Origin of the sequence: Pelomonas sp. Root1444 (genome assembly GCF_001426885.1) — a bacterium.
In the GTDB taxonomy this organism is placed as follows: Bacteria; Pseudomonadota; Gammaproteobacteria; order Burkholderiales; family Burkholderiaceae_C; genus Pelomonas.
Genome location: NZ_LMFP01000011.1, coordinates 109,474 through 134,934, shown reverse-complemented (window position 1 = coordinate 134,934; position 25,461 = coordinate 109,474). Strand labels below are relative to the sequence as shown.

At 70.4% G+C, this 25,461-nt stretch carries 27 protein-coding genes; 10 read left to right on the top strand and 17 right to left on the bottom strand.

The features are described 5' to 3' along the window. Positions 1-16 precede the first annotated feature (16 nt). The gene (locus ASD35_RS12210; RefSeq protein ID WP_157275518.1) at positions 17-976 is read left to right on the top strand and encodes an esterase; all 960 of its coding nucleotides are present in this window, start codon (positions 17-19) and stop codon (positions 974-976) included. Between the two features lie 60 nt (positions 977-1,036). On the opposite strand, the gene ASD35_RS12205 is transcribed toward ASD35_RS12210, so the two are convergent. Then, the gene (locus ASD35_RS12205) at positions 1,037-2,779 is read right to left on the bottom strand and encodes a long-chain-fatty-acid--CoA ligase (RefSeq protein ID WP_056875211.1); all 1,743 of its coding nucleotides are present in this window, start codon (positions 2,777-2,779) and stop codon (positions 1,037-1,039) included. 88 nt (positions 2,780-2,867) lie between these two features. Next, the gene (locus ASD35_RS12200) at positions 2,868-3,554 is read right to left on the bottom strand and encodes a hypothetical protein (protein WP_056875210.1); all 687 of its coding nucleotides are present in this window, start codon (positions 3,552-3,554) and stop codon (positions 2,868-2,870) included. 66 nt (positions 3,555-3,620) lie between these two features. Between ASD35_RS12200 and ASD35_RS12195 the strand changes: the two genes are divergently transcribed. Further along, complete coding sequence (locus ASD35_RS12195) at positions 3,621-4,481, top strand: triacylglycerol lipase (protein WP_235538328.1); 861 nt, start codon at positions 3,621-3,623, stop codon at positions 4,479-4,481. Here ASD35_RS12195 and hppD read toward each other — a convergent pair. Then, positions 4,433-5,572, bottom strand: a complete 1,140-nt coding sequence (hppD, locus tag ASD35_RS12190) for a 4-hydroxyphenylpyruvate dioxygenase (protein ID WP_056875208.1) — start codon at positions 5,570-5,572, stop codon at positions 4,433-4,435. The two genes, ASD35_RS12195 and hppD, sit on opposite strands and share 49 nt — an antisense overlap. A 117-nt stretch (positions 5,573-5,689) precedes the next feature. Here hppD and ASD35_RS12185 point away from each other — a divergent pair, with 117 nt between their 5' ends. From ASD35_RS12185 to ASD35_RS12175, 3 genes are all read left to right on the top strand, one after another. Beyond that, on the top strand, positions 5,690-6,172 hold the full coding sequence (locus tag ASD35_RS12185) for an Lrp/AsnC family transcriptional regulator (RefSeq protein ID WP_056875207.1): 483 nt from the start codon (positions 5,690-5,692) through the stop codon (positions 6,170-6,172). 43 nt (positions 6,173-6,215) lie between these two features. Next, positions 6,216-6,716 (top strand): RNA polymerase sigma factor, encoded by a 501-nt coding sequence (locus tag ASD35_RS12180; protein ID WP_056875206.1) that lies wholly within the window; start codon positions 6,216-6,218, stop codon positions 6,714-6,716. Positions 6,717-6,820: 104 nt separating this feature from the next. Further along, a complete protein-coding gene (locus tag ASD35_RS12175) occupies positions 6,821-7,462 on the top strand; it encodes a PEP-CTERM sorting domain-containing protein (RefSeq protein ID WP_056875205.1) in 642 nt (213 codons plus the stop codon). Here the strand turns inward: ASD35_RS12175 and ASD35_RS12170 are convergent. From ASD35_RS12170 to ASD35_RS12160, 4 genes are all read right to left on the bottom strand, one after another. Next, positions 7,447-8,289 carry an HDOD domain-containing protein gene (locus tag ASD35_RS12170; RefSeq protein WP_056875204.1) on the bottom strand — a complete coding sequence of 281 codons (843 nt, stop codon included), beginning with the start codon at positions 8,287-8,289 and terminating at the stop codon, positions 7,447-7,449. The genes ASD35_RS12175 and ASD35_RS12170 overlap by 16 nt on opposite strands. A gap of 65 nt (positions 8,290-8,354) precedes the next feature. Continuing rightward, complete coding sequence (locus ASD35_RS12165; protein ID WP_157275517.1) at positions 8,355-8,594, bottom strand: hypothetical protein; 240 nt, start codon at positions 8,592-8,594, stop codon at positions 8,355-8,357. Between the two features lie 66 nt (positions 8,595-8,660). Continuing rightward, entirely contained in the window at positions 8,661-8,852 is a 192-nt protein-coding gene (locus ASD35_RS27165) for a hypothetical protein (RefSeq protein WP_157275516.1), read from the bottom strand. Positions 8,853-9,133: 281 nt separating this feature from the next. Then, positions 9,134-9,718, bottom strand: a complete 585-nt coding sequence (locus tag ASD35_RS12160; protein ID WP_056875202.1) for a hypothetical protein — start codon at positions 9,716-9,718, stop codon at positions 9,134-9,136. Between the two features lie 133 nt (positions 9,719-9,851). Between ASD35_RS12160 and ASD35_RS12155 the strand changes: the two genes are divergently transcribed. Beyond that, positions 9,852-10,289, top strand: a complete 438-nt coding sequence (locus ASD35_RS12155; RefSeq protein ID WP_056875201.1) for a nuclear transport factor 2 family protein — start codon at positions 9,852-9,854, stop codon at positions 10,287-10,289. 3 nt (positions 10,290-10,292) lie between these two features. Here ASD35_RS12155 and fusA read toward each other — a convergent pair whose 3' ends face one another. Then, the gene (gene fusA, locus ASD35_RS12150) at positions 10,293-12,362 is read right to left on the bottom strand and encodes an elongation factor G (protein ID WP_056875200.1); all 2,070 of its coding nucleotides are present in this window, start codon (positions 12,360-12,362) and stop codon (positions 10,293-10,295) included. Positions 12,363-12,431: 69 nt separating this feature from the next. Here fusA and ASD35_RS12145 point away from each other — a divergent pair, with 69 nt between their 5' ends. Continuing rightward, positions 12,432-13,838 (top strand): M28 family peptidase, encoded by a 1,407-nt coding sequence (locus ASD35_RS12145; RefSeq protein ID WP_056875199.1) that lies wholly within the window; start codon positions 12,432-12,434, stop codon positions 13,836-13,838. Between the two features lie 256 nt (positions 13,839-14,094). Here ASD35_RS12145 and ASD35_RS12140 read toward each other — a convergent pair whose 3' ends face one another. Further along, on the bottom strand, positions 14,095-14,556 hold the full coding sequence (locus ASD35_RS12140) for a hypothetical protein (protein ID WP_056875198.1): 462 nt from the start codon (positions 14,554-14,556) through the stop codon (positions 14,095-14,097). Between the two features lie 163 nt (positions 14,557-14,719). On the opposite strand from ASD35_RS12140, the gene ASD35_RS12135 reads away from it, so the two are divergent. Continuing rightward, positions 14,720-17,281, top strand: a complete 2,562-nt coding sequence (locus ASD35_RS12135) for an EAL domain-containing protein (protein WP_056875197.1) — start codon at positions 14,720-14,722, stop codon at positions 17,279-17,281. Here the strand turns inward: ASD35_RS12135 and ASD35_RS12130 are convergent. The 4 genes from ASD35_RS12130 to ASD35_RS12115 all read right to left on the bottom strand — a co-directional run bounded on the left by ASD35_RS12130 (position 17,278) and on the right by ASD35_RS12115 (position 20,156). Continuing rightward, entirely contained in the window at positions 17,278-17,721 is a 444-nt protein-coding gene (locus tag ASD35_RS12130) for a hypothetical protein (protein WP_056875196.1), read from the bottom strand. The genes ASD35_RS12135 and ASD35_RS12130 overlap by 4 nt on opposite strands. Before the next feature lie 119 nt (positions 17,722-17,840). Further along, positions 17,841-19,334, bottom strand: a complete 1,494-nt coding sequence (locus tag ASD35_RS12125; RefSeq protein WP_056875195.1) for a CHASE3 domain-containing protein — start codon at positions 19,332-19,334, stop codon at positions 17,841-17,843. After that, entirely contained in the window at positions 19,300-19,710 is a 411-nt protein-coding gene (locus ASD35_RS12120; protein WP_056875194.1) for a response regulator transcription factor, read from the bottom strand. The genes ASD35_RS12125 and ASD35_RS12120 overlap by 35 nt, the downstream gene beginning before the upstream one ends. Before the next feature lie 125 nt (positions 19,711-19,835). Beyond that, entirely contained in the window at positions 19,836-20,156 is a 321-nt protein-coding gene (locus ASD35_RS12115; protein WP_056875193.1) for a BON domain-containing protein, read from the bottom strand. A 188-nt stretch (positions 20,157-20,344) separates the two neighbouring features. Here ASD35_RS12115 and ASD35_RS12110 point away from each other — a divergent pair, with 188 nt between their 5' ends. Beyond that, positions 20,345-20,995 (top strand): response regulator transcription factor, encoded by a 651-nt coding sequence (locus ASD35_RS12110; RefSeq protein ID WP_056875192.1) that lies wholly within the window; start codon positions 20,345-20,347, stop codon positions 20,993-20,995. Between the two features lie 68 nt (positions 20,996-21,063). Here the strand turns inward: ASD35_RS12110 and ASD35_RS12105 are convergent, their stop codons facing one another. The 4 genes from ASD35_RS12105 to ASD35_RS12090 all read right to left on the bottom strand — a co-directional run bounded on the left by ASD35_RS12105 (position 21,064) and on the right by ASD35_RS12090 (position 24,601). Then, entirely contained in the window at positions 21,064-21,252 is a 189-nt protein-coding gene (locus ASD35_RS12105; RefSeq protein ID WP_056875191.1) for a hypothetical protein, read from the bottom strand. A gap of 144 nt (positions 21,253-21,396) precedes the next feature. Beyond that, the gene (locus tag ASD35_RS12100; protein WP_056875190.1) at positions 21,397-22,986 is read right to left on the bottom strand and encodes an acyl-CoA dehydrogenase family protein; all 1,590 of its coding nucleotides are present in this window, start codon (positions 22,984-22,986) and stop codon (positions 21,397-21,399) included. Next, the gene (locus ASD35_RS12095; protein ID WP_056875189.1) at positions 22,983-24,137 is read right to left on the bottom strand and encodes a GGDEF domain-containing protein; all 1,155 of its coding nucleotides are present in this window, start codon (positions 24,135-24,137) and stop codon (positions 22,983-22,985) included. The genes ASD35_RS12100 and ASD35_RS12095 overlap by 4 nt, the downstream gene beginning before the upstream one ends. Next, the gene (locus ASD35_RS12090; RefSeq protein ID WP_056875188.1) at positions 24,134-24,601 is read right to left on the bottom strand and encodes a CreA family protein; all 468 of its coding nucleotides are present in this window, start codon (positions 24,599-24,601) and stop codon (positions 24,134-24,136) included. Before ASD35_RS12090 ends, ASD35_RS12095 begins: the two co-directional genes overlap by 4 nt. A 131-nt stretch (positions 24,602-24,732) precedes the next feature. Here ASD35_RS12090 and ASD35_RS12085 point away from each other — a divergent pair, with 131 nt between their 5' ends. After that, positions 24,733-25,458 carry a TetR/AcrR family transcriptional regulator gene (locus ASD35_RS12085; protein ID WP_056875187.1) on the top strand — a complete coding sequence of 242 codons (726 nt, stop codon included), beginning with the start codon at positions 24,733-24,735 and terminating at the stop codon, positions 25,456-25,458. Positions 25,459-25,461: the final 3 nt, after the last annotated feature.

The following is a 25,461-nucleotide window of genomic DNA, read 5'->3' as shown; positions in this document are numbered from 1 at the left end:
TCCTGAGTTGATCGTCATGCAACGTGTTGTCTCCCAGAAGTTCAAGCGCGGCCTGGCCCTGGCCACACTGGCCGCGGCCGCGCTGATCGCCGGTTGCGGCGGCGGCGGCACCGCGCAGATCGAACCCTTCGCGCCCACCCGCGTCATCGCCTTCGGCGACGAGAGCGGCACCATCCTGCAAAGCGGCAAGAAGTACACGATCAACGGCCTCACCGCCGACACCCTGCTGGTGGACTGCACGCTCAGCCCGGTCTGGAGCCAGCTGCTGGCGGCCGGCTTCGCCTTCGTCTACCCGCAGTGCAACAAAGATTTCGTGGCGCTGCCCCAGGGCATCATGTACGCGACGCTCGGCGACAAGGTGGCGAACGTGCGCGACAGGATCGACCAGCACCTGTCCAACGACCGCTTCGGCCCCAAGGACCTGGTGGCGATCAATGTCGGCGTCAACGACGTGCTGGAGCTGTACCGCCAGTTCCCGGCGCAGAACAAGGACTCGCTGATCAACGAGGCCAAGGCGCGCGGCAAGCTGCTGGCCGAGCAGGCCAACCGCATCGCCAACGCCAACGGCCGCGTGGTGATCGCGACCATCTTCGACGTGGGCCTGACGCCGTTCGGCCAGAAGGAGAAGCTGCAGCAGACGGACATCGACCGCGCGGCCTTCCTGGACGAGTTGAGCGCGGCCTTCAACATCTCGATGCGCCTGAACCTGCTGAACGACGGCCGCCTGATCGGCCTGGTGCTGGTCGACGAGACCATCCAGCAGATCGCCCGCTTTCCGGGCGCCTTCGGCTACTCCAACGTGACGCAAGCCGCCTGCCGCTCCGACGTCGCCCCGCAGGACTGCACGACCTCGACGCTGGTGACCGACGCCAACCCGACGCAGTGGCTGTGGGCCGGCGACACGCTGCTGGGCCCCAATGCGCAGCAGCGCATCGGCACGATGTTCCTCACCCGCGCGAAGAACAACCCGTTCTGACCGGACCACCCCGGGGCGCTCACGCGCCTCGCCTCAAGGCCTTAGGCGGCCTCTGACGTGTCAGGCGGTGGTGCTGCGCAGTTCGCGGCGCAGGATCTTGCCGACGTTGCTCTTGGGCAGCTCGTCGCGGAACTCGATGAACTTCGGCCGCTTGTAGGCCGTCAGCTGCGCGGCGCAGTAGCTGGCGAGGTCTTCCTCGGCCAGCGCGGGGTCGCTCTTGACGACGAAGAGCTTGACGGCCTCGCCGGACTTGGCGTCCGGCACGCCGACGGCGGCGCATTCCAGCACGCCGGGGTGCAGGTTGACGACCTGCTCGATCTCGGTCGGATAGACGTTGAAGCCGCTGACCAGGATCATGTCCTTCTTGCGGTCGACGATGCGCACGAAGCCGCGCGCGTCCATGATGCCGATGTCGCCGCTCTTGAAGAAGCCGTCGGCGCACATGGCGTTGGCGGTCTCTTCCGGGCGCTTCCAGTAGCCGGCCATCACCTGCGGGCCACGGATGCAGATCTCGCCGCGCTCGCCGATGGGCAGGTCTCGCCCTTCGTCGTCGCGGATGGCGATCTCGGTGGACGGCACCGGCAGGCCGATGCTGCCGTTGAAGGCGCGCTGGTCCAGCGGGTTGATGGTCGCGGCCGGCGACGTCTCGGACAGGCCGTAGCCCTCGACGACCGGGCAGCCGGTGACCTTCAGCCACTTCTCGGCGGTGGCCTGCTGCACGGCCATGCCGCCGCCGTTGGAGATGACGAGTTCGGAGAAGTCCAGCCGCGAGAAGCCGGGTTCGGCGGCCAGCGCGTTGAACAGCGTGTTGACGGCCGGGAAGATGTGGATCTTGTGGCCGCGCAGCGTCTCGATGAAGCCGGGGATGTCGCGCGGGTTGGGCACCAGGATGTTCAGGTGGCCCATGCGCGCGCCGAGCATGAAGCAGGCCGTCAGCGCGAAGATGTGATACAGCGGCAGCGCGCAGACGTTGGTGAACTGCATGTTCTGGTCGGGCAGTCTGGCCAGCATGGGCTGGAACCAGGCCTCGACCTGCAGGATGTTGGCGACGATATTGCGGTGCAGCAGCGTGGCGCCCTTGGACACGCCGGTCGTGCCGCCGGTGTACTGCAGGAAGGCGACATCGTCGGGGCTCAGCGCGGGCTTCTTCAGCGTCAGCCGCTCGCCATGGCGCAGCGCCTCGTTGAAGCGCACGACGGTGCGGCCGTCGCCGACCGGCAGCCGGAACTCCGGCACCATCTTCTTCAGGTGGCGCACGGCGAAGTTGATCAGCGGCCCTTTCCACCAGTTCAGCAGGTCGCCCATGGAGGCCAGCACGACATGCTTCACGTCGGTCTCGGCGATGACCTCGGACAAGGTGTGCGCGAAGTTCTCCAGCACGACGATGGCCCGCGCGCCCGAGTCCTTGAGCTGGTGCTCCAGCTCACGCGGCGTGTACAGCGGGTTCACGTTCACGACCACGAAGCCGGCGCGCAGGATGGCGGCGATGGCCACACCGTACTGCAGCAGGTTGGGCATCATGATGGCGACGCGGTCGCCCTGCTTGAGCCCCTGGGCCTGCAACCAGGCGCCGAGTTGCAGCGACAGCTGGTCGATCTCCGCGAAGCGCATCCGCTGGCCCATGCAGATGGCCGCGTCGCGCCGCGCATGCTTGGCGAACGCCTCGTTCAGCAGGTCGACCAGGGAGCCGTAGACGCGCGTGTCGATTTGCGCCGGCACGCCAGCCGGATAGCTGGCCAGCCAGGGCTTGTCGCGCGGGCTCAGCACAGAGGCTTCATCAAGGGCGGCAACGGCGGCAGTCATCAGCAGGCCTCGGCGAAAGAAGGTCGCTGATCTTGGGTTGCAGCGTGTCACCCGGCTAGGGGACTTGCCCTACGTCGCGGTTGTGACATTAGGCCGTCGAGCCGCCGTCGAAGAGCGAGCGCGCCAGCGCCTCCTCGCGCTGCTTCACGATGGACAGGAACTCGCCGGCGCCGCGCATCGCGCGGAAGGTGTCGAAGCCGGTCTCCAGGAAGCTCTGCAGCGCGCCCATCCCGGCGATCTGCGCGGGGCCGCGCATCAGGCGCAGCGTCTGGCGCAGCAGCGGCTTGCGCGTCAGCTTGTCCAGCGACTCGCCGACGGCCATGGTCAGGTCGACCTGCTGCTGGCGCGACGCCGGCTCGCCGCAGGCGCGCCAGGCGATGCCGTACTCGGCCGGCGTGATGTCGGGCGACAAGAGGTGCTCGGCCATGCGCGTGTCCAGGCGCTCGGACAGCGCATGCAAGCGGGCGAGTTTGGCGACCGTGTCGACCACCTCCTCGGGGAAGAGGCGGGTCAGCGTCGGGATGACGCGGGCGAACTGCGCATCGCGCTGGCGGTAGTCGCCCGGGCCGTAGAGCTCCTGCAGGAAGAAGCGCGTCGCGCCCTCGTAGCGCGGGTTGGCGAGCAGGTCGGCATAGGTCTGGGCGAAGCGGCGCTGCTGCCAGGCCTTGAGGGCTTGCACGCGCGCTTCGAGCGCGGGGTCGGCCGCGCGGTGAGCGCGTTCGGCGTCCACGGCGCGCAGCTCCTTCAGCAGGGATTCGGCACTCAGTTGGTCCATGGGGCGGCGTTGATTCTGCCCGCTTAGACTGGGCCGATGAATGGGAGGTTGCAGAGGATCTGGGTGGTGCTGCGCCTGCTGGCGGCGCTGGCCGTCGGCTGGTACTTTGGCTGGGCCTGGGGGGTGCTGACGCTGGGCCTGCATGCGGCGGTGCTGGCCTTGGGCTTCGTGCAGCTGCGCTGGGTCAACCGGCCGCCGCCAGCCTGGGGCCAGCTGTTGCGGGCCTGGGCGCGCGAGGTGGTCGCCAGCGAGCTGGCCTTCTCATGGCGCCAGCCCTGGCGGGAATGGGCCGAGCCCGACCACCTGCCGGCGAACGCGCCGCACGGCGTGCTGTTGGTGCACGGCTTTTCCTGCAACCGTGGCCGCTGGAACGGGTGGATGAAGCGGCTGCGCGAGCAGGGCGTGGCGTTCATCGCGCCGTCCTTGGAGCCGGCCTTCGGCAGCATCGACGCCTATGCCGACGAGATCGAGGCGGGCGTGCGGCGGCTCCAGGCGCTGACCGGCCGCATGCCGGTGCTGTGCGCCCACAGCATGGGCGGCCTGGCGCTGCGGGCCTGGTGGCGCAAGTACGGCGCGGGCCATGAGACGCCCCACGTCATCACGCTGGGCTCGCCGCACCAGGGCACGCGCATGGCGGCGCTTGGCCTGGGCGTCAACACGCAGCAGATGCGTCTGGGCAACGCCTGGCTGGGGGCGCTGCCGGGGCTGCCGAATGCCGACTGCTTCTGGACACCCTGCGACCAGATCGTCAACCCGGCGGAGCGGGCCATCCTGCCGGGCGCGCGGGCGCACCGGCTGGATGGCGTGGGCCACATGGGCCTCGTGCATTCGCCCGAGGCCTGGAAGGTCTTGCAGGAGGCCCTTCGGACTCCGTCGCTTCAGACCGCCTTGGCCGGCTCGTCCTTCAATACACCGCGGCGGATCTGATCCAGCTCGATGCTCTCGAACAGCGCCTTGAAATTGCCCTCGCCGAAACCCTCGTTGCCCTTGCGCTGGATCAGCTCGAAGAAGATCGGGCCGATCACTTCCTTCGTGAAGATCTGCAGCAGCAGCTCGTTGTCGGCGCCCAGGTGGGTCGCGCCGTCGATGAGGATGCGCAGGCGCTTGAGCTCGGCGACGTTCTCGCCGTGCTGCGGCAGGCGCTTGTCGATCAGGTCGAAGTAGGTCTCGATGGTGTCCTGGAACTGGACGCCGGTGCGCTTCATGCCCTCGACCGTCTGGTAGATGTCGGTCGTGCCCAGCGCGACGTGCTGGATGCCCTCGCCGTGGTACAGGTCCAGGTACTCGGCGATCTGGCTCTTGTCGTCGCTGCTCTCGTTGATCGGGATGCGGATCTTGCCGCAGGGGCTGGTCATGGCCTTGCTCTTCAGGCCGGTCAGCTTGCCCTCGATGTCGAAGTAGCGCACCTCGCGGAAGTTGAAGAAGCGCTCATAGAACTCCGACCATTCCTTCATGCGGCCGCGGAAGACGTTGTGCGTCAGGTGGTCGATCTCGGTCAGGCCGTGGCCGACCGGGTCGGGGTCCACCGGCTGGCCTTGCGCGTCCAGCACGGGCACGAAGTCCACGTCGTAGATGCTGATGTTGCCGATGGCGCCCGCCGCTGCGCCGCCCTTGCCCTGCCAGCGGTCGACGAAATAGATCAGCGAGTCGCCGATGCCCTTGATGGCCGGGATGTTCAGCTCCATCGGGCCGGCCTTGTTGTCGAAGCCCCAGGCGCCCAGTTCCAGCGCGCGCTGGTAGGCCAGCCCGGCGTCCTGCACACGGAAGGCGATGGCACAGATCGACGGTCCGTGCAGCCGCGCGAAGCGCTGGGCGAACGAATCCTTCTCGGCGTTGATGATGAAGTTGACGCCGCCCTGGCGGTACAGGGTGACGTCCTTGTGCCGGTGCTTGGCCACGGCGCTGAAGCCCATCGTCGTGAACAGCGCGCCCAGACCGGCGGGGTCGGGCGCCGCGAACTCGATGAACTCGAACCCGTCGGTGCCCATGGGGTTGTCCCAGGGAGTGAACTTGGCCATGGCTGTCTCCTCTCGATTGCGCGGAAACGAAAATTCTGCGGCGCCGGGCGCGCAGGTTTCATGCAATGTCAGGCGCCGAATAACTGACGGACGCATGAAAGCTGCAAGAATTGCTGAATGGACGCCACCATCGACCTGGATGCCATCGACCGACGCATCCTGCGCGCGCTGCAGGCCGACGGCCGGCTGACCTACGACGCGCTGGCGGCCGATGCGGGCCTGTCGTCCTCGGCCGTGCTGCGCCGCGTGCGGCGGCTGGAGGAGGCCGGCGTCATCGGTCGTTATGTCGCCCTGGTGCCGCCCGAGCGCGTGGGCCTGGGGCTGACGGCGTACCTGAACGTGCGGCTGGAGAAGCAGACCGACAACCCGCTGCGCAACCCGCGCGACCTGTTCCGCGCGGCGGTGCAGACCTGGCCCGAGGTGGTGGAGTGCGCCGCGCTGACCGGCGAGATGGACTACCTGCTGCGCGTGCTGGTGCAGGACATGCAGCATTACGCCCGCTTCATCAGCGACACGCTGCTGATGCACCCCAGCGTGCAGGACTGCAAGACCAGCTTCGTGCTGGAGCGGCTGAAGAACACCACCGCCGTGCCCGTTTAGCGGGGCTTTGAACCGCGGTGCTTGGCGGTGGTACTCACCGGCCATGGCAGCCGCCCCACGCGCCTTCGCAAACCCCGCCCATCCCAACGCCGCCGAGCTGCTGGCTTCGCTGCCGCGGCTGCGCCGCTATGCGCGCGCGCTGCGCCGCAACGACGAAGACGCCGACGACCTGCTGCAGGACACGCTGGAGCGCGCCTGGTCGCGCGCCCGGCTTTGGCAGGGCGTGGGCGACATGCGCACCTGGCTGTTCAGCATCATGCACAACCTGCACGTCGACGCGTTGCGCCGCGGCCGGCTGGACACCGTCGACCTCGACGAGCAGACCCCCGAAGTGCCGGTGGCGCCGACCCAGGGGCAGATCCTCGTCCTGCGCGACCTGGACGCCGCCCTCGCCGCGCTGCCGGCCGAGCAGCGCGAGGTGCTGCTGCTGACCGCGCTGGACGGCCTGGCCTATGCCGAGATCGCGCAGGCGCTGGGCATCCCCATCGGCACGGTGATGTCGCGCCTGTCGCGTGGACGGGAGCGGCTGCGGGGGCTGATGTGAGCCTTGCTTCTAGGGGGTGCGGGAATAGCCCGCCACGCCAGCCGTCCATCCAAGGCGGGCCATCACGGCCGCCATCCAGCCACCACCCCAACCAGGAGTTCCGCATGCGCCTTCTCGCCTCCCTGTCCGCCGCCACGCTGCTCGCGCTGCCGCTGGCCAGCCACGCCCTCGACGGCATCACCGACCGCCCCGGCGACTTCCTGGCCACGTTCGCCGGCAGCAGCGCCAGCACCGACCTGGACGTGCTGGGCGCCAGCGTCTTCTACAACGCCGGCACCGACGTCTTCACGCTGACCGCGACGATGAGCGGCGCCGTCGGCAGCACGGCCACCGGCCTGTACGTCTGGGGCGTCAACCGCGGCGCGGGCGCGGCCGGTTTCGCGGCCAACGGCATCACCGGCGTGCGCTTCGACCGCGTCATCCTGCTGCGCCCCGACGGCACGGGTACCGTGGCCGGTGCCGGCGCATTGCCGGGCGGTTCGGTCATGCTCAGTGGCAACACCATCACGGCCACCGTCAGCGGCAGCCTGCTGCCGAGCACCGGCTTTGCCAACAAGCTGGACTACACCTGGAACCTGTGGCCGCGCGACAGCGCCTTCGCCGGCTTCACCGCCATTGCGGACTTCGCGCCCGACAACGCCAACTTCACCGCCACCCCGGTGCCCGAGCCGAGCACGGCCGTGCTGAGCCTGCTGGGGCTGGGCGGGCTGGTGGCCTGGCGCCGCCGCCGTCAGTCGAATTCGTGAAGTAGCTTGAGGGCGTGCGACTCGCTGAGGTTGAGCAGCTCGGCGATGTCGTGCAGGTCGTCCGGCACGGCGGCGTCGTCCCAGCCCCGGGCCGTGTGCCGCGCCAGGCGCACGGCCAGGTAGACGCAGCGCACCTGCGGATCGCGCTCATGCTTGTCGTTGGTGATGCGCGTCAGCAGCTCCGGCAGCTGCCAGCGCTTCATCAGGGCCTGCTCCAGGTCGGCCAGCTCGATGCCCAGCACCTGGCGCTGGGCCGCGTTGCTGCGCAGCTGGCGGTCGGCCTCCTGCAGCGCGGCGATCTGCAATGCCAGATCCGGCGCATGCACCCACAGCAGCATCTCCGCGAAGTCGTGCAGCAGCGCGGCACTGTGCAGGATGGCGGCATCGGGGTCGGCGCGATGGGCCGCGAAGGCCAGCGCGTAGCGCGAGGCGCGCTCGGCGCGTTGCAGGACGCGCGACAGGCCCAGCAGCGCGGCCTCGTGGTCCGACAGCACGTCCTCCAGCGTCGGCTGCGGGCCGAAGGCACGGAAGAACGGCGTGATGCCCATCAGCACCAGCGCGCCGGTGACAGTCTCGGGCGCGGCCCGCAGGCCGGTGCTGCTGCCGCGCCTGAGCGTGTGGGCATGGGCCAGCACCTTCAGCGTCATCAACGGGTCGGACGCGATCATCTCGCCCAGGCCGTTCGCATCGACGTCGTCCTCGGTCGCGCGCATGTGCTCCAGCGACTCGGCCGTCTCGGCCAGCACCGGGATCTCCGCGCGGGCGAAGGCGTCGACCCAGGCGTCGAGCGTGGGCAGCGGGGCGGTCAGGCGCAGGCGGTCGGACATGGCCCGATGCTAGGCCGATGCGGGATTGCATGGTCTTCGCATGCGACCCCGTTTTGCGGCTCAGTTCACAGTCTGCGGATGCCGTCCAGCTGGGCGACGAGCTGGCCGTCGACATAGAGCGCCCCTTCGGGCGCGCCGGCCTCGGCGTAGAACTCCAGCTGGCTGCGGGCGCGGCGGCGCCTACGGTAGGCGGGCGAGAACACCAGCCGGATGGCGCGTGCCGCGCGCTTCAGGCGGGTCCAGCGCAGGGCCCAGGCCTGGTAGGTTTCGGCGGCGTCGGGGCCGCGCAACTCGATCAATCTCATGAGGGTCTCCTTGGGCGCCTGGCCGGCCCTCATGACATGGATGAGGGGCGGGCGGCGGCACGGGTGTCAGGGGCTTTCGTCGGGGAAGCGGTCGCGCAGCAGGCGTCGCAGTTCGAGGCGGGCTTGCTGGCGCTGGGCATGGGCGTCGGTGGCGCTCTGGTGCCGGCCGGCCTGGCGTTTCAGGGCCGGTGCCACCAGCGGATTGCGCGGCTTGAGTGCCTTGATCTGCATCGGACGGGGAGAGGTGAACTGGGGCATGGAAAGCTCCGGTAGGGGCCGCGCAAGGCGGCGGGCAATGCAGCGGCTCGGCCCGTGAGGGCTTTGCGTTTGCGGACGATGGAGGGAGTGCCCGGGGCTTGTGCGTCGAGACGAGCGGGCCGGGCGGTCAGGGGCTATTGGGGTGTGCGACCTCGCCGTGTGCGCGGGACTTCAGCAGCACGACTTGCGCAAATGATAAACAAACGTTTCTCTTGCGCAAGCAGCTTTTATCCAACACCCCTAACGTGCGGGAGGCGCCCGGTCAGGGGCGCGGTTGGCGGTCAGCGCTTCTTGGGCTTGAGCGGCGCGATGTGCGACTGCAGCTTGCGCCACTCGTCCAGCTCTGCCTGCGGGCTGGGGGGCGGGGTCTTGGCCACCGGTCGCGGTGCTGCGGCGGGTTCGGGCGTGAGCACCTCGCCCAGCAGGTCCAGCAGCCGCGTGCGGGCGCGCTGCGGGTGGCGGCGGTAGTAGGTCAGCACCAGGCCGACGATGAAGCGCTCGTCGTCGTCCTGCGGGGTGCTCGGCGACGCGTCCACCGTGGCGGGCGCCGCGACCGGGGCAAAGGCCGCGGCCATGGACGAGGCCGGCGTCGCGGCGCGGGTGCCGTGCTCCAGGTCCATCCAGCCCGGCGGCTTGTGGCAGAGCTGCTCGAACTGCCGTGCAAGCCGCTCTCCGATCTGGCGCGAGCGGCCCTTGATCTGGCTCCAGTAGCTGGGCTGGATCTGCAGCCGCTCGGCGAAACGCCGCTCCAGGCCACGCAAGGTGGCCGCATCGGCGTGTTTGACGGTGGCGCTGACGAACTCTTCGAACAGGCGCATCGCGTTGTCCAATCGGATCTGCGCGACGTCGCGGGGGGCGCTGGGCATGGGCTGCAATGATAAATGCGTCTTGCTCTGCAGGCGCCCGTAGGAGGGTTCCCACTGGCACCCGATGAGATTTCCTACGGACCCCGCCGGGCCTGGCGCCCATATTCAGGTTTTAGGCCGTCAGGAGATTGACATGCGCACTGCCGACAACACGCTCATCGCACTGGAAAAGAAGTTCTGGCAATCCATGGTGGACGAGGACACGGACACCGCGCTCTCGATGTTGAACGAACCCTCGCTGATGGTGAGTTCGCACGGCGCGATGCAGTTCGACCACGCCCAGTACCGCGAGATGGCCGAGAAGGGCGGCATGGTCATCAAGTCCTTCAAGCTCAGCGACATGCAGGTCATGCACCCCAGCGAGGACACGGCCGTGCTGACTTACCGCGTCAAGCAGGCGATCGCCCAGCGCGGCGACACCAAGGAGGTCGAACAGGAAATGGCCGACTCGTCGGTGTGGATGCGCAAGGACGGCGAATGGCTGTGCGTGATGCACACCGAGACCGAGATCGACAAGGACCAGCAGGCCAAGAAGAAGGGCAGCGGCACCGCCGGCAAGGCGGGGCACTGACCCTCAGTCGCCTTCGTCGCCCGCCCGGTAGGCGCCGACGAGGGCGGCCTGCGTGTTCGGCGGCACCGCCTCGTAGTGCGACAGCACGAGCGTGTAGCGCCCTTCGCCCGCGGTGATCGCGTTCAGACGCGACTGGTAGCTGGCCAGCTCCGCCAGCGGCGCCAGGCCTTGCACGATCAGGCTGCCCGGCACGGCGGCGCGCGTGCCGTTGACCTGGCCGCGGCGCGAGGCCAGGTCCCCGGTGATGTCGCCGATGCTGTGCTCGGGCGCCGTGATCTCGACCTGCACGATGGGCTCCAGCACCAGCGGCTTGGCTTCCCGCACCGCTTCGATCAGCGCGCGGCGGCCGGCGGTGACGAAGGCGATCTCCTTGCTGTCCACCGAATGGTGCTTGCCGTCGTAGACGACGACGCGCAGGTCGACGAGCGGGTAGCCGGCGATGACGCCGCTGGCCAGCGCCGAGCGCACGCCCTTCTCGACCGCTGGCATGAACTGGCCGGGGATGGTGCCGCCCTTGACCGCGTCGACGAACTCGAAGCCAGCGCCGCGCGCCAGCGGCTCCACGCGCAGGTAGACCTCGCCGAACTGGCCGGCACCGCCGCTCTGCTTCTTGTGGCGGTAGTGGCCTTCGGCAGGCGCCGAAATCGTTTCGCGGTAGGCGATGCGCGGCGGTTCGGTGACGACCTCGCCGTTGTAGAGCTCGCGCAGCCGCTCCAGCAGCAGGCGCAGGTGCAGCTCGCCCAGGCCGTAGACCAGCGTCTGGTGGGTCTCGCCCGCCTGCTCGATGCGCAGGCAGGGGTCTTCGTCAACGAGGCGGCTCAGCACCTCCCAGAGCTTCTGCTCGTCGCCGCGCCGCGCGGGGCTGATGGCCAGCCCATGCACAGGCGTCGGGAAGTCCAGCGGCTTCAGGTGGATGTGCTCGTCCTCCTGGGCGTCGTGCAGCACGGCATCGAAGGCGAGGTCTTCCACCTTGGCAATCGCGCAGAGGTCACCGGGCAGCGCCTCCTCGATGTCGACATGCCGGGCACCCTGCAGCATGAAGAGATGGCCGACGCGGATGGGCTTGCGCGCATGGCCCACGAACAGCTGGCCGCCCTTGGCCACGCGGCCCTGGTGCACGCGCATGACGCCCATCTTGCCGAGATAGGGGTCCGCGACGATCTTGAAGACATGCGCCAGCGCATGGGCGGCCGGGTCGGGCCGGGCCGGGTAGGGCTGCGGCTCGGTGCCCTTGCCTTCCAGGAAGGGCGGCGGGTTGCCCTCGGCCGGGTTGGGCATCAGCGTCTCGATCGCGGAGAGCAGCTCGCCGATGCCCGCGCCGGTCTTGGCCGAACAGAAGCAGACCGGGATCAGGTGGCCCTCGCGCAGGGCCTGTTCCAGCGGCGCGTGCAGCTCGCGAGGGTCGACGTCGCCGTCGGTCAGGTAGCGGTCGACGAAGGCGGCGTCGACCTCCACGACCTGCTCCACCAGCGCCCGGTGGGCGTCGGCCACGGACGAAAAATCGGCCTGGATGTCCAGGCCGGCCGAGGCTGCGAAGAAGCAGTCCGCCACCCGCTGGCTGCCATCGGCGGGCAGGTTGAGCGGCAGGCACTCCCTGCCGAAGACCTCGCGGATCTGCGCCAGCAGGCCAGGCAGGTCGACATCCGGCGCATCGATCTTGTTGACGACGATGAGCCGCGCCAGGCCGCGCTCGCCAGCGGCGGTCAGCAGGCGCTGCGCCATCAGCTCGATGCCGTTCTGCGCATTGATGACGACGATGGCCGTGTCCGCCGCCTCCAGCGCCGGCAGCGCCTGGCCGACGAAGTCCGGCGCGCCGGGCGTGTCGATGGCATGCACGCGGATGCCACCGTGTGTGAAGTGCGCGAGGCTGGATTGCAAGGAGTGCCCCAGCCGCTTCTCCAGCGGATCGTGGTCGCTCACCGTGCTGCCGCGCTCGATGCTGCCGGCTTGCGGGATGACGCCGGCATGCGCCAGCAGCGCATCCAGCAACAGCGTCTTGCCGGCCGCGGCCGGGCCGACCAGCGCGACCGTGCGGATCGCGCTCACTCGTGAATCCAGGCTTTCAGCGCTCATCGGACTCTCCTTGGTTGGGGCCAGCGTAGAAGAAGCTGGCCGGCGCGGCAAGGGGGCAGAATCGTTCGGATGCAAGCTCGCTTCACCGCTCTCGCCCTGGCGCTGTCCGCCGTCGCGGCCCAGGCCCAGCCCCTACCCGCCGACGAACTGCAGGCCATGCTGGCCGAGGTCAGCCCGGCACGCATCGAGGCGCGCATCCGCAAGCTCGTCGGCTTCGGCACGCGGCACACGCTGTCCGACATCGCCTCCGAGACGCGTGGCATCGGCGCGGCGCGGCGCTGGATTACCGCCGAGCTGGCGGCGTGCTCCAGGGCGGCCGGCGGACGGCTGCAGGTGGAGGAGCAAAGCTTCATCGAGCCGGCCGGCAACCGCGTCAACCAGCCGACCGAGTTGGTCAACGTCGTCGCGACGCTGCCGGGCCGCGGCGCCAGCAAGGGGCGCACGCTGGTCGTCAGCGGCCACTACGACTCGCGCAACAGCGACGTGATGGACGCACTGGGCGAAGCGCCCGGCGCCAACGACGACGCCTCGGGCACGGCGGCCGTCATGGAACTGGCCTGCGTGATGGCCAAGCGCCAGTTCGACGCGACGCTTGTCTTCATGGCCGTGCCCGGCGAGGAGCAGGGCCTGCTTGGCGCCGCGCAGTGGGCCCGGGATGCGCGCGCTTCGGCGCTCAACGTCGAGGCCATGATCACCAACGACATCGTCGGCAGCTCGCGCGGCGACGCGGGCCAGCACGACCCGAATCGGCTGCGCCTGTTCGCCGATGGGCTGGACCCGCTGGTGCGGCTGCTGACGCTGGCCAACGCCAACCGCCCGGCCAACGCGGCCGACCAGAAGGCTTTTGCCGCGATGCAGGCCGAGCTGCTGCCGCTGCTGCAGGCGGGGGCCAACGAGGATTTGCCCACCCACCAGCTCGGCCGTCACCTGAAGGCCGCGGCGGAAGCGGCGATGCCCGGCTTCACCGTGCAGTTGATCCAGCGCCGCGACCGCTACCTGCGCGGCGGCGACCACATCCCCTTCCTGGAGCGCGGCTATGCGGCGGTGCGTTTCAGCGAGCCGTTCGAGAACTTCGCCCACCAGCACCAGAACCCCCGCACGGAAAACGGCATGGTCTACGGCGACCTGCCGGAGTTCGTCGACTTCCCCTACGTCGCGGACGTGGCGCGCGCCAACCTCGCGGGCCTGGCGACGCTGGCCTGGGCCCCCGCGCCGCCCAGGGGCGTGCGGCTGGACGCCAGCGGGCTGACGAACGACTCCACGCTGGAATGGGCGGCCAGCGACGACCCCGAGGTGGCCAGCTACCGCGTCGTCTGGCGCGACACCGACTCGGCCGCCTGGCAGCAGTTCAAGGATGTGGGCAAGGTCGGCCGCGCCACGCTGCCGGTGTCCAAGGACAACGTCATCTTCGGCGTGCAGGCCGTGTCGACGAAGGGTTACGCGAGTCTGGCGAGCTATCCGCTGCCCAAGCGTTAGCGCCCGAAATTCGCGGGTTGGGTAACAGACGCTGCGCGCGGTTCGCTGCCTCGTGGTGGGCGCAATACCTGCTTACCGCAGCGCGGCTGGCGTCGCCCATCATTGCCTTGCCATCACCGCGAGGGCTTCATTGCATCGAGCATGACCGCCTCGCCCGATCTGCCAGGCCTTTCCGGCTGCGGCAGAAGCGGTGATGACAGGCGCGGGAGCAGTGGTGACACCGCCTCCCGCGCCCTCTTTGACGGGCAACGCAGGATCAGTCGCGGTGGCCATGCCCATGGCCATGGCCGTGCCCCCGACCGTGGCCGTGGCCGTGGCCGTGATGGCGGTGGTCGCGCCATTCGTCGCGGCGCCAGCCGTCATGGTCGCGATGGACGATGACGTTCTGGCGGTACCAGTTGTCCTGCACGAAATACACCGGCGCACCACAGGCGCCGTAGTGGTAGCAGTGGCGGCGCCAGTCGCGGCGGTGCTCCACCGGCACCCACAGGTAGACGGGCTCCCGGTAGGCCGGCCGGCCGATCAAGACCGGCTGCGGCGCGATGAGCATCGGTTGCGGATAGCGGCCGATGTCGACACGGCCATAGACGCCGGGTTGGCTGAAGCCGATGGACACGCCGACGTCGGTCGCCTGCGCAGCGGGCACGGCAGCCAGCGCGGCCAGGCCGAGGAACCCGGCGGCGAGCCAGCGGACGGGGCGGGTGGAAGGTTGGGTCATGAGGGGCTCCTTGAAGGCGGCTGAGCCGTTGCGCGTATTGGAACGTCAGCGCCCCGCGCGCCGTTGGCAGCGGCGCTGTAACAAAGGGCAGACACGGCCCAGTCCTACAAGGCCGGCGCGCCGCCCGGCATCAAGCTTGCTCTTCCTGGCTTGGAGCACATCGATGAGTGAACCCCTGCGGACGGGCGCGCCCCCGTGCGACGACGCGCCCGACCGCACGGTGGCCGCGGAACTGGCGCTGGCGCAGAACGCCCGCTTCCTGGAACGCTGCAGCCGGTTGGCCGGCGTCGGGGCGTGGGAATGGCAGGCCCACAGCGACGCGCTGGTGCTGTCCGACTCGGCCTGCGAACTGCTCGGCCTGCCGCTGGGCCAGGTGCCGACGCTGGCGGCGCTGCTGCTGCGCTTCGGCCCAGACGGCGCCGCCATGCTGGACGCGGCATTGCGCCGTGCCGTGGCCGACGGCCAGGGGTGGGATGTGGAACTGCCTTGCGATGCAGGCGCCAGGGGCCGGCGCGTCATGCGTGTCGTGGGCGGTCTGGACGGCGATGGCGACCGGGTTGGCGTCGTCATGCTGGATGTCACCGAGCCGGCCGAGGTGCGCGCCGAGCTGGAGCGCACCGTCGACCGGCTGGCGCTAGCCACGCACGGCGGCGGCATCGGCGTCTGGGATCTCGACCTGCGCGCCGGCGCGCTGGCCTGGGACGACGCCATGTGGCGTCTGCACGGCGAGCCGCCGCACGGCCAGCGCATCGACCTGGCCGCCTGGCGCCGCCGCCTGCACCGCCAGGACCGCCGCGCCGCGGTGCATGCGCTGCACGGCGCGCTGCGCGGCGAGCCCCAGATCGAAGGCGAATGGCGGGTCTGTTGGCCCGATGGCAGCGTGCACGTGCTGCGGGGCTGTGGCCGCATGCTGCGTGACGGTGGTGGACGGCCGCTGCGGCTGTCGGGCGTGTGCTGGGATGTCAGCGAGGAGCGGCTGCTGCAACAGCAGCTGGCGGAACAGCGCGAGCTGCTGGAGGTGACGCTGCAGTCCATCGCCGATGCCGTGCTGACGACCGACGCCGGCGGGCGCGTCACTTGGCTCAACCCGGTGGCCCAGCGGTTGACCGGCTGGAGCGCCGCCGAGGCGCGCGGCCAGCCGTCCAGCCACGTCTTCCGGGCGCAGCGCGAGGACAGCCCCGAACCGCTGCCCGACCCCGTGCAGCGCTGCCTGACCACCGGCCGGCCGACGCGCATGCCCGGCGGCGCGATGCTGCTGGCGCGCGACGGCGAACTGCGCGCGGTGGACGACTCGGTCGCGCCCATCCGCGACGCCGCCGGCCGGGTGCTGGGCGCCGTGCTGGTCTTCCGCGACGTGACACAGCAGCGCCGCCAGTTCGACGAGATCCGCTGGCGCGCGAGCCACGACGGCCTGACCGGGCTCGTCAACCGCAGTGAGTTCGGCCAGCGCCTGGCCCGCACCTTCGAGCGTGCCCAGCGCGACGGCAGCCATCACGCGCTGCTGGCCTTCGACCTGGACCGCTTCAAGCTGATCAACGACCACTGCGGCCATGCGGCCGGCGACGAGGTGCTGCGCCAGGTGGCCCAGCGGCTGGAAGCTGGCGTGCGCGGCCGCGACACGGTGGCGCGGCTGGGCGGCGACGAGTTCGCGGCCATCCTGGAGAACTGCTCGCTGGACGAGGCCTTGCATGTCGCGCAGAAGCTTTGCGACGCGCTGGACCAGTACCGCTACGCGCATGCCGGGCAGCGTTTTCGCATCGGCACTTGCGTCGGCGTCGCGCCGCTGGATTCGCGCTGGCCCGACGCCGAGGCGGCGCTGCGCGAGGCGGATGCCTGCTGCATGATCGCCAAGGAGCAGGGCCGCAACCGCGTGCAGGTGTGGGCGCCGGACGACGCGACGCTGCGCGCCCACCAGAGCGAGCACCGCTGGGCGACTCGGCTGCAGCAGGCGCTGGACGAGGACCGCTTCGAGCTCGACCTGCAGCGCGTGCTGCCGGCCCAGGGGGCCGAGGACGACGGCCGGTTGCGCGGGGAGCTGCTGCTGCGCCTGCGCGAGCGTGACGGCAGCCGCGTGCTGCCCGGTGCGTTCATGCCCGCGGCCGAGCGCTTTCACATCGCGCCGCGCCTGGACCGCTGGGTGCTGCGCCAGGCCGTCGCCCTGCTGGCACAGGACGGGCCGGTGGATGTCGTGTCGCTGTCGGTCAACGTGTCGGGGCTGACGCTGCAGGACGCGGCGTTCCACCAGGAGGCGCGCGCGCTGCTGCTGCAGCTCGGGCCCGAGCGCGCGGCCGCGCTGTGCCTGGAGATCACCGAGACCGCCGTCATCACGCGGCTCAGCGACGCGGCGCGCTTCATCACGCAGATGCGGGCGCTGGGGGCGCGCATCGCATTGGACGATTTCGGCGCGGGCGCGTCGTCGTACAGCTACCTGAAGGCGCTGCCGGTGGACGTGCTGAAGATCGACGGCCAGTTCGTCAAGGCCCTGATGACCGACCCGCTGGATCAGGTGGCCGTGCGCAGCTTCGTCGATGTGGCCCAGACGTTGAACCTGACGACCGTGGCCGAATGCGTGGAGACGCCCGAGGTGCTGCTGGAGCTGGTGCGGCTGGGCGTCGGCGAGGTGCAAGGCTTCCTGCTGCACCGCCCCGAGCCGCTGCTGCAACTGCTGGCCGCTGCCACGGAGGAGGCGGCCAGCAGCGCGTACGCCCCCATCAGCGCCTATTAGCGAGCGGCTGCCAGCGGCTCCGGCTTGCGCTCGGCGCTGACGGGCTGGTCGCGGTCATCCGCGTCGATGGCCGGCGTGGCGTGGGCGACCAACGTGGGCTGTGCCGCAGTGGCGTCAGCCACGGCGGGTGGCACGTCCTTGCCGTCGGCGACGGCGCGCAGTGAGACCTGCAGGCCGCGCGACAGCTGGCCCTGCCAATGCCGCAACGTCTCGCCAGCGGTGTGCATGGCGGTGGTCAGCTGCACATCCAGCGGACGCGGGTCGTCGACGAAGGTGAGGCCGGCACTGGCGAGCAGGCCGCCAGCGAGCACCACGACGGTCAACACGTGGAAGCCGCGGCGCTCGCGGGAGGAAGGCAGGCCGTCGTCATGGGCGGCCAAGCGCAACTGGTGCAGGTGGGTATGCCAACCCTCGGCATGCAGGGATTTGGGGAATCGCATGAGGCCCTCCTGAACGGAAGAGTCTGAGTCGTCCCTCGCGGGGGGAGGGAATCTGGCGTCAGTTTCGAGGGCGGGCCTGCCCCGACTTGTCAGCAGCCACAGGCTTGGCCTGTAGGACTTCAGGATGCCGCTTCGGCCTGCGGCGACGCGGGTGGAACGGGTGCGGCGGGCGTTGCCGGCTCGGCCTGCGCCGGGGGCACCGGCTCCGGCAGCGGGCGGCGCGGCAGACGCGCCAGCACCAGCGTGCCGCGTCCGGGGGCCGACAGCAACTGCAAGGTGCCGCCGAGGCTTTCGATGCGGTGGCGCATGCCCAGCAGACCGTGGTGGCCGGCGCCGACAGCATCGGGATTGAAGCCCTGGCCGTCGTCCCGGATGTGCAGCTGCAGCCAGCCGTCCGCCTCGCCGAGGCTCACGCGCACATGCTTGGCCTTGGCATGGCGCATCACGTTGGTCAGCGCTTCCTGCACGAGCCGGTACAGCGCCAGGCGGTCGGCGTCGTGCGTGACGGTCTCGGCCAGCTCCAGGCTCAGCTGCAGGCCCGAGCGCTGGGCGAACTCCTGCGTCAGGATCTCCAGCGCCGGGATCAGGCCGAGGTTGGACAGCGCCGAGGGGCGCAGGTCTTCGATGATGCGGCGCTTCAGCGCGATGCCCTGGTCGAGCAGCTCGCTCATGTGCCGCAGGCGCTCGTCGATCTCCGGCGCGGCGGTGCGCGTCATGCGGCGGATGCGGGCCACGTCCAGCTTGGCCGCCGTCAGCAGCGCGCCGAGTTCGTCGTGCAGCTCCCGTGCCAAGTGGGCGCGCTCGTCCTCGCGCACCGTTTGCAGGTGGCGGGCCAGCTCGGTGAGTTCGGCGGTGCGGCGCGCCACCTCGCCGTCCAGCCGGTCGCGCTCGCGGGCGAGCTCCTGCGAATGCTGGCGGCGCGCGTTGTGCAGGGCCTCGTTGCGGCGCAGGAAGACGGCCAGGCCGAACAGGCTGAGGAGCGTCAGCCCATGCACGCCCAGGCGGCCGTAGTTCAGCGAGCGGGTGACCGCGTCGCGCTCGCGGGCGATCTGGCCGAGTTCATGCCGGTCCAGCTGCGTGACGGCATCGCGCACCGCCTGCATCTTCTCGCGGCCGATGTCCGATTCCACCAGCCCCTGCCACGCCGGCGTGTTGCCGTCGCGGTACAGCTTGACGACCAACTGCAGCTCCGACAGCTTTTCGTTGGCGCGGCCGCTGGCGTCGGCGACGAGCGCCGCCCAGTCCGAGCTTTCGTACTGGCCGCGCAGCCTTTGCAGCACCGCCGGCAGCTCGCGCTCGGCCTGCTGTACGGGGGCCAGGTAGTCGTCCCGGCCGGTCAGCAGGAAGCCGCGCTGCGCGGTCTCGGCGTTGGTCAGCAGCTCGCGCAGGCGCAGGCTGTCGTCGCGGGCGAGATGGCGGGCCTGGGACTGCTTCAGTGCCTGGTCGGCGCCCCAGAAGGCCGCCTCGCTGACACCCATGACGGCGGCGGCGGCCAGCGCGGCAAACGCCACGGCGATGCCGCGATTGCGGGTGGCGCCTTCCAGCCAGGGGTCGAGATGACGCAGCACCGCGAGGCGTTCAGCTGGCTGCGGCAGCCGGGCGGGGCGCGACATGTTCAGCCAGTTCGGCGCAATAGGTGATCAGGTCATCGAGTTCGCGGCTCTTGTCGAACACGCGTTCGGCGCCGAGGCTCGCGCAGCGCCGGCGCATTTCCTCGGTCGCATAGTTCGTCAGCACGACCCGCCGGGCGCGCACGCCTAGCTGCTGGGCCGCCTGCAGCACGCCTAGGCCGGTGCCCGAGCGCAGGAAGACGTCGACGATGAAGAGGTCGGCGTTGGCTTCGGGGTCGCGGCTCATCCAGCGCACGGCACCCGCCTCGTCGGCGACGGAACCCACCACTTCCACCTGTGCGAGCTCCTCCAGCGTGGCGACCAGGTTTTCCAGGATCACCGGGCTGTCCTCGACGATGAAAGCTTTGAGTGCTGGCATGGCCCGGTGATTGGCGGTATGGCGTGATGGGGGTCAAGTATGGACCGCTTCGGCTACGCGCCGGCAGCGTCGGGGACGCGTCACACTGTAGGAATTGTCCTAGGTGGCGCGTCCCGCGTCGGATGTCACGGACGCACGGCGATGTCGTTGCGCACCGCGACGACACCCGAGGTCTCGCGCGCCAGCTTCTCGGCCGTCGCACGTTCCTCGTTGCTCTTGGCGAAGCCGGACAGCTGGACCGTGCCCTTCATCGTCTCGACGCTGATGGACATGGCGCTCACGACCGGGTCGGCCGCGAACTTGGACTTGACGCGGGTCGTCAGCGTCGCGTCGTCGATGTAGGCGCCGACGGTTTCCTGATTGCGTGTGACGGCACAGCCGGCCGTGGTGGCCAGCGTGGCGACGAGTGCGGTGGTGAAGGCCAGGGTCAGGACGGGCTTGTTCATTTGGGTATCTCCTTGTTGGCGGCCCGAAAGGCCGTGAACCGACTATCGGAGCAGCCGCCTGGACTAGGCATAGTCCCGTAGCGCGGCCCCTTGTCGGACACCGCTGGCGCGTTTGTAGGACACCGGCCTCTCGCGGCGGGCCTCGCGGGCTGCTACGCTGCTGCGTCCCCGCCAACATCAAGCCCACCATGATCCGCATCGGCATCGTCGACGACCACGCCATCGTGCGCACCGGACTGCGCCAGTTCCTGTCCGACCATGTCGACCTGCGCGTCACGGGCGAAGGGGGCAGCGGCCACGAGGCCTTGGAAATGGCACGGCGCGGGGAGGTGGACGTGCTGCTGCTGGACATCTCCATGCCCGACCAGAGCGGCGTCGATGCGCTGGCGGCCATCAAGGCGCGCTTCCCCGAACTGCCGGTCCTCATCCTCAGCGGCTTCCCCGAGGCGCACTACGCGACGACGCTGCTGCGCCAAGGCGCCAGCGGCTATCTGAACAAGGAATGCGATCCGGAGGAGATCGCCAACGCGATCCGCCTGGTGGCACGCGGCCGGCGCTACATCAGCCCGGCTGTCGCGGAGCAGCTGGCCGACAGCGTCGTGGGCGGCGGGGCCGCCGGGACGGCGTCGGACAAGCCGCTGCACGAGACCTTGTCCGAGCGCGAGTTCCAGGTCTTCCTGCGGCTGGCGCAGGGCGAAACCGTGGGCCACATCGCCGAGGCGCTGTTCCTCAGCGTCAAGACGGTCAGCACCTACCGCACGCGCGTGCTGGAAAAGCTCAAGCTGGCGACCAACAGCGACCTGACTTACTACGCGCTGAAGAACGGGCTGATCCAGTAAGGCGCGGGGCTGGCGCAAAAGGCTGCCAGGGCTCACGCCCTGCAGCCTTTGCTTTTGGAGCCGGCCGGTCAGTTGCCGGCGAGGCCGTCGCCCGGCGCGTCCAGCGTCCAGGGCAGCGCCGACTCATAGCCGAGCTCGGCGTCCGGCGCCTGGCTGCCCGCGGCCGGTGCCCACCAGCGCGACAGCGCCGACAGCAAGGGGTGGTTGGCGCTCTCGGCCGAGGTCGTGAATTCGGTGGGGGTGCTGTACTCGGCCATTCGGTGCGCTCCGGGCTGGCGGTGGAAAGATGAAATCGCACCGAAAGCATGGGCGAAGCGGCCCCTCGCCCGCATCGGCGTGCGGCGCGTCGGCGTGTCGGAGAAGTCCTGCAAGTGCTGGGAAGCCAGCCCGCCCGGCCGCGCCTACGCCAGCGCCGCTTGCAGGATCTGCGCCGCCTGCGGCACGGCCGTCGTGCCGATCAGCCGGCCATCGCCAACGAAGCGCGTCGCGATGAAGGCATCGGCGGCCGCGGTCGACGACTGCTCGCGCATCAACACCGCCTGCGCGCACAGCACCAGGCCCTGGGCGACGCGGCGCGCCTGCGGCTCGAGCGCGGCGGGGTCGCCGGTCAGCAGGCGGCGCAGGTGCTGGGCCTCCGCCCGCACCGGCGCGTCGGCGCTGGCGGCGAAGTCGTCCAGCAGCGCCAGCGCCACGTCGGGCTCGCGCGCCACCGCGCGCAGCACGTCCAGTGCCATCACGTTGCCCGAGCCCTCCCAGATGGAATTGACTGGCGCCTCGCGGTACAGCCGCGCGAGCACGCCGTCCTCGACATAGCCGTTGCCGCCCAGCAGCTCCATCGCCTCACCGGTGCATTCGATGGCGCGCTTGCAGACCCACAGCTTCGCGGCCGGTGTCATCAACCTTTGCCAGCCAGGCTCGCCCTGCTCGAAGCCACGCGCCAGGCGCAGCATCAGGCGCATCGCGGCCTCGCTTTCCAGTGCCACGTCGGCGAGCACGCTCTGCATCAGCGGCTGTTCGGCGAGGACCCGGCCGAAGGCGAAGCGCTCGCGGGCGTTGTGCAGCGCCTGCACGAGGCCGGCACGCAGCAAGGCGGCGCTGCCGATCACGCAGTTCAGCCGCGTGTAGCCGGCCATCTCGATCAGCGTTGGGATGCCGCGGCCCTCGTCGCCCAGCCGCTGCGCCCAGGCGCCGTGGAACTCGACCTCGCTGCTGGCGTTGCTGCGGTTGCCGAGCTTGTCCTTCAGGCGCATGACCTGGACGGCATTGCGCGTGCCGTCCGGCGTGTAGCGCGGCAGCCAGAAGCAGGTCGGGCCGGCTTCCGTGCGGGCCAGCACCAGGTGGGCGTCACTGCTGGGTGCGGAGAAGAACCACTTGTGCCCGGTGATGGCGTGGCTGCCATCCGCTTGCGCGACGGCCGTGGTCGTGACGCGGCGCAGGTCGGAGCCGCCCTGCTTCTCTGTCATGCCCATGCCGACCCAGATCGAGGCCTTGTCGCTGATGGGCGCCTCGCGCGGGTCGTGCGCGCGGCTGAAGAACTTGTCGCGCAACGGCGCGAACAGCTCGGGCTGCTGGTGCAGGACGGGAATGGCCGCCTGCGTCATCGTGGCCGGGCACAGGCTGCCGGCCTCCACCTGACCATGGAGGTAGCAACCGGCAGCGAACGCGGCCCAGCGGCCGGGCGTTTCGGTGGCGAAGACGTCGGCCACCAGGCCCTGGCGGCGGTACATCGCCAGCAGCTGGTGCCAGGCGGGATGGAAATCCACCAGGTCGACGCGCCGCCCGCGGGCATCGAGCTGGCGCAGCGTCGGGCCGTGGCGGTTCGCATCGCGCGCGAGTTGCGCCGTCTCGGCGCTGCCCAGTTCGGCGCCGTAGCGGGTCAGCGGCTCGACGGCCTGGGGCGCTGCGCCGCGCAGCGCGGCCAGCAGGGCCGGGTCGGTGCCGAGCAGGTTGTGGCCCACCCATTCGTCGACGAGGTTGTCGGAGGTGCTCAATCCGCCACCCCGGGTTCGGCCATCAGGCGGCCCTTGCCGGCACGCTGGGCCTCGTAGAGCGCGGTCTCGGCGCGGCGTTGCAGGTCGGCCAGGCCGCGGTCGCCGGGGCGCAGCTTGGCCCAGCCGGCGCTGAAGGAGAGCTGCATGCCCAGTTCGGCGGGCGCGCGTTCCGCCAGCGCCGCGCGCAGCCGGCCGTCCAGCGCCTGCGGGCCCTGCGGCAGGCAGCGCGCCATCAGCACGCCGAACTGCTCGCCGGCCAGGCGCCCGGCCAGGTCGCCCAGCCGCATCTGGGTCTGCACGCAGCTGGCGAACAGCGCCAGCGCGCGGTCGGCGACGTCCATGTCGTGCTCGGCCTGCAGCGCGGCGAAATCGTCCAGGTCCAGCACGACCAGGGCCAGCGGTTCGTCGAAGCGGCGCGCCATCGAGATGAGGTCGACCGAGCGCGTCGTGAAGGCGGCGCGGTCGATGAGGCCCGTCAGGCCGTCGGTCTGCGCCAGGCGGGCCAGCTCGGCCTCGATCTGCCCGCGCCAGGCCAGCAGCAACATGGGCAGGCTCAGCAGCAGCGCGAGCTGGCCGGCCAGCCCCAGCAGCAGGTCGGCCCACGGGGCCGCGTGGCCCAGCAGCGTGGCGGCGGCGCGGCACAGCAGGGCGGCCAACAGCGGCAGCACGGCGGCCAGGCCCAGCAGGCGCCAGCGCCGGCTGTTCAAGCCTTGCAGCACAGTGCTGCGGCTGGGCAGCGCCAGCGCCACCCCCAGCCAGGCGAGCTGCGCGGCCAGGCCGACGTCTGCCAGCGTTCGCGCCGCGCTGCGGTCGTTGGACAGCAGCGCGCAGCCGGTGCCCAGCAGCACGGGTGCGGCGACCATCGCCCAGCGGCCGGGCCGCGGCGTCAACCACAGGCCCAGCGCCCACCACAGCGCCGACAGCCCCGCGCTGATGACGGCGATGCCGATGCTGTGGAGGCCCTGTGCCGCCACCCAGCCGCCCAACATCGGGCTCGGCAAGGCCAGGCCCAGCGCCAGCGCCACCATGCCGGCTTGCGCCCAACGCCCGCCCGCGTTCGCGCCGTGCCAGCCGACGAGGGTGATCAGCACCAGCGCGGCGGCCAGCGCCTGCATCGGCATCAGCGCGAACAAGGCTTCGGTGAAGCTCATTTCTTCATCGCGATGGGTGTTTCGCGCGCCACCGGCACGGCCGTGATGCTGTTCTGCGGCGAACCGTCGATGAGGCGGTCGGAGTAGGTCAGGTAGACCAGCGTGTTGCGCTGCAAGTCCACCATGCGCACGATGCGCAGCCGCTTGAAGACCAGCGAGATGCGCTCGCTGAACACCTCTTCCTGGGCCGGCAGCGGCTGCTTGATGCTGATGGGGCCGACCTGGCGGCAGGCGATGGACGCCTCGGCCTTGTCCTCGGCCAGGCCGATCGCGCCCTTGATGCCGCCGGTCTTGGCACGCGACACGTAGCAGGCGACACCGCCCACCTTGGGGTCGTCGTAGGCGTCGACCACGATCTTGTGGTCCGGCCCGATGAGCTTGAAGGCGGTGTCGACCGAGCCGATGGGCTCGGCATGCGCACCGGCCATGGCGGCGAGCGACAGGAGAAGGGCGGCTTGCTTCATCGGGGCAGTCTAGAGCTTGTTCATGCGCAGCACGGCCGGTGCAACCCCGGTGCGGGCGCCGAGGCCAGCGATACAAAACGCAAAGAAACGAAATCAAACAAGCGCTTGATTGCTTGCTACAGTGCGCGCCCATGTCGACATCCAAGCCCAGCACCCGTTCGCCCCGCGCCGCGCCCGCCGAACGCCCCGCGCCGGCCGCCCCGCGCGCCGGGCGGCGCGCCAAGCAGGACGCCGTCGACGCCGGCGCGCTGCTGCTCAGCGCCGCCACCCGGCTGTTCGCCGAGCAGGGCGTGGCGCAGACCACCACGCGCGAAATCTGTGCCGCTGCCGGCCTCAATGCCGGCGCCATCCACTACCACTTCGGCGACAAGGACGGCCTGTACCGCGCCGTCGTGGCCGGCCCGCTGGAGGCGATGAAGGCGGAACTGGCCGGTTTCGACGACCCGGCGCTGCCGCTGCGCGAGATGCTTCGGCGCGTGCTGCTGCCCTTCATGGTCGCCGAGGACGACCCCGACGAGCGCGCCGTCATGCAGCTCTTCCTGAACGAGATGCAGCGGCCCAGCCCGGTGTTCGCGCAGGTGTTCCGGGAGCTGTTCGTGCCGGTGCACGACGCCATGGCGGCCGTGCTGGCACGGCACATCGGCCTGGCCAAGCCCGACGACGCGGTCACCCAGCTGCTCTACGGCCTGCAGGCGATGGCGCACGACTACTGCCTGAGCCGCCCGCTGATGGACCTGATGACGCCAGGCTGGCTGGACGCGCCCGGCGCGCTGGAGCAGGTGGGCGAGCGCCTGATCGACTGGGGCCTGGTGCTCGTCGAGCACGAGCGCCGCCGCCGCGGCCTGACGACTGATTGATGA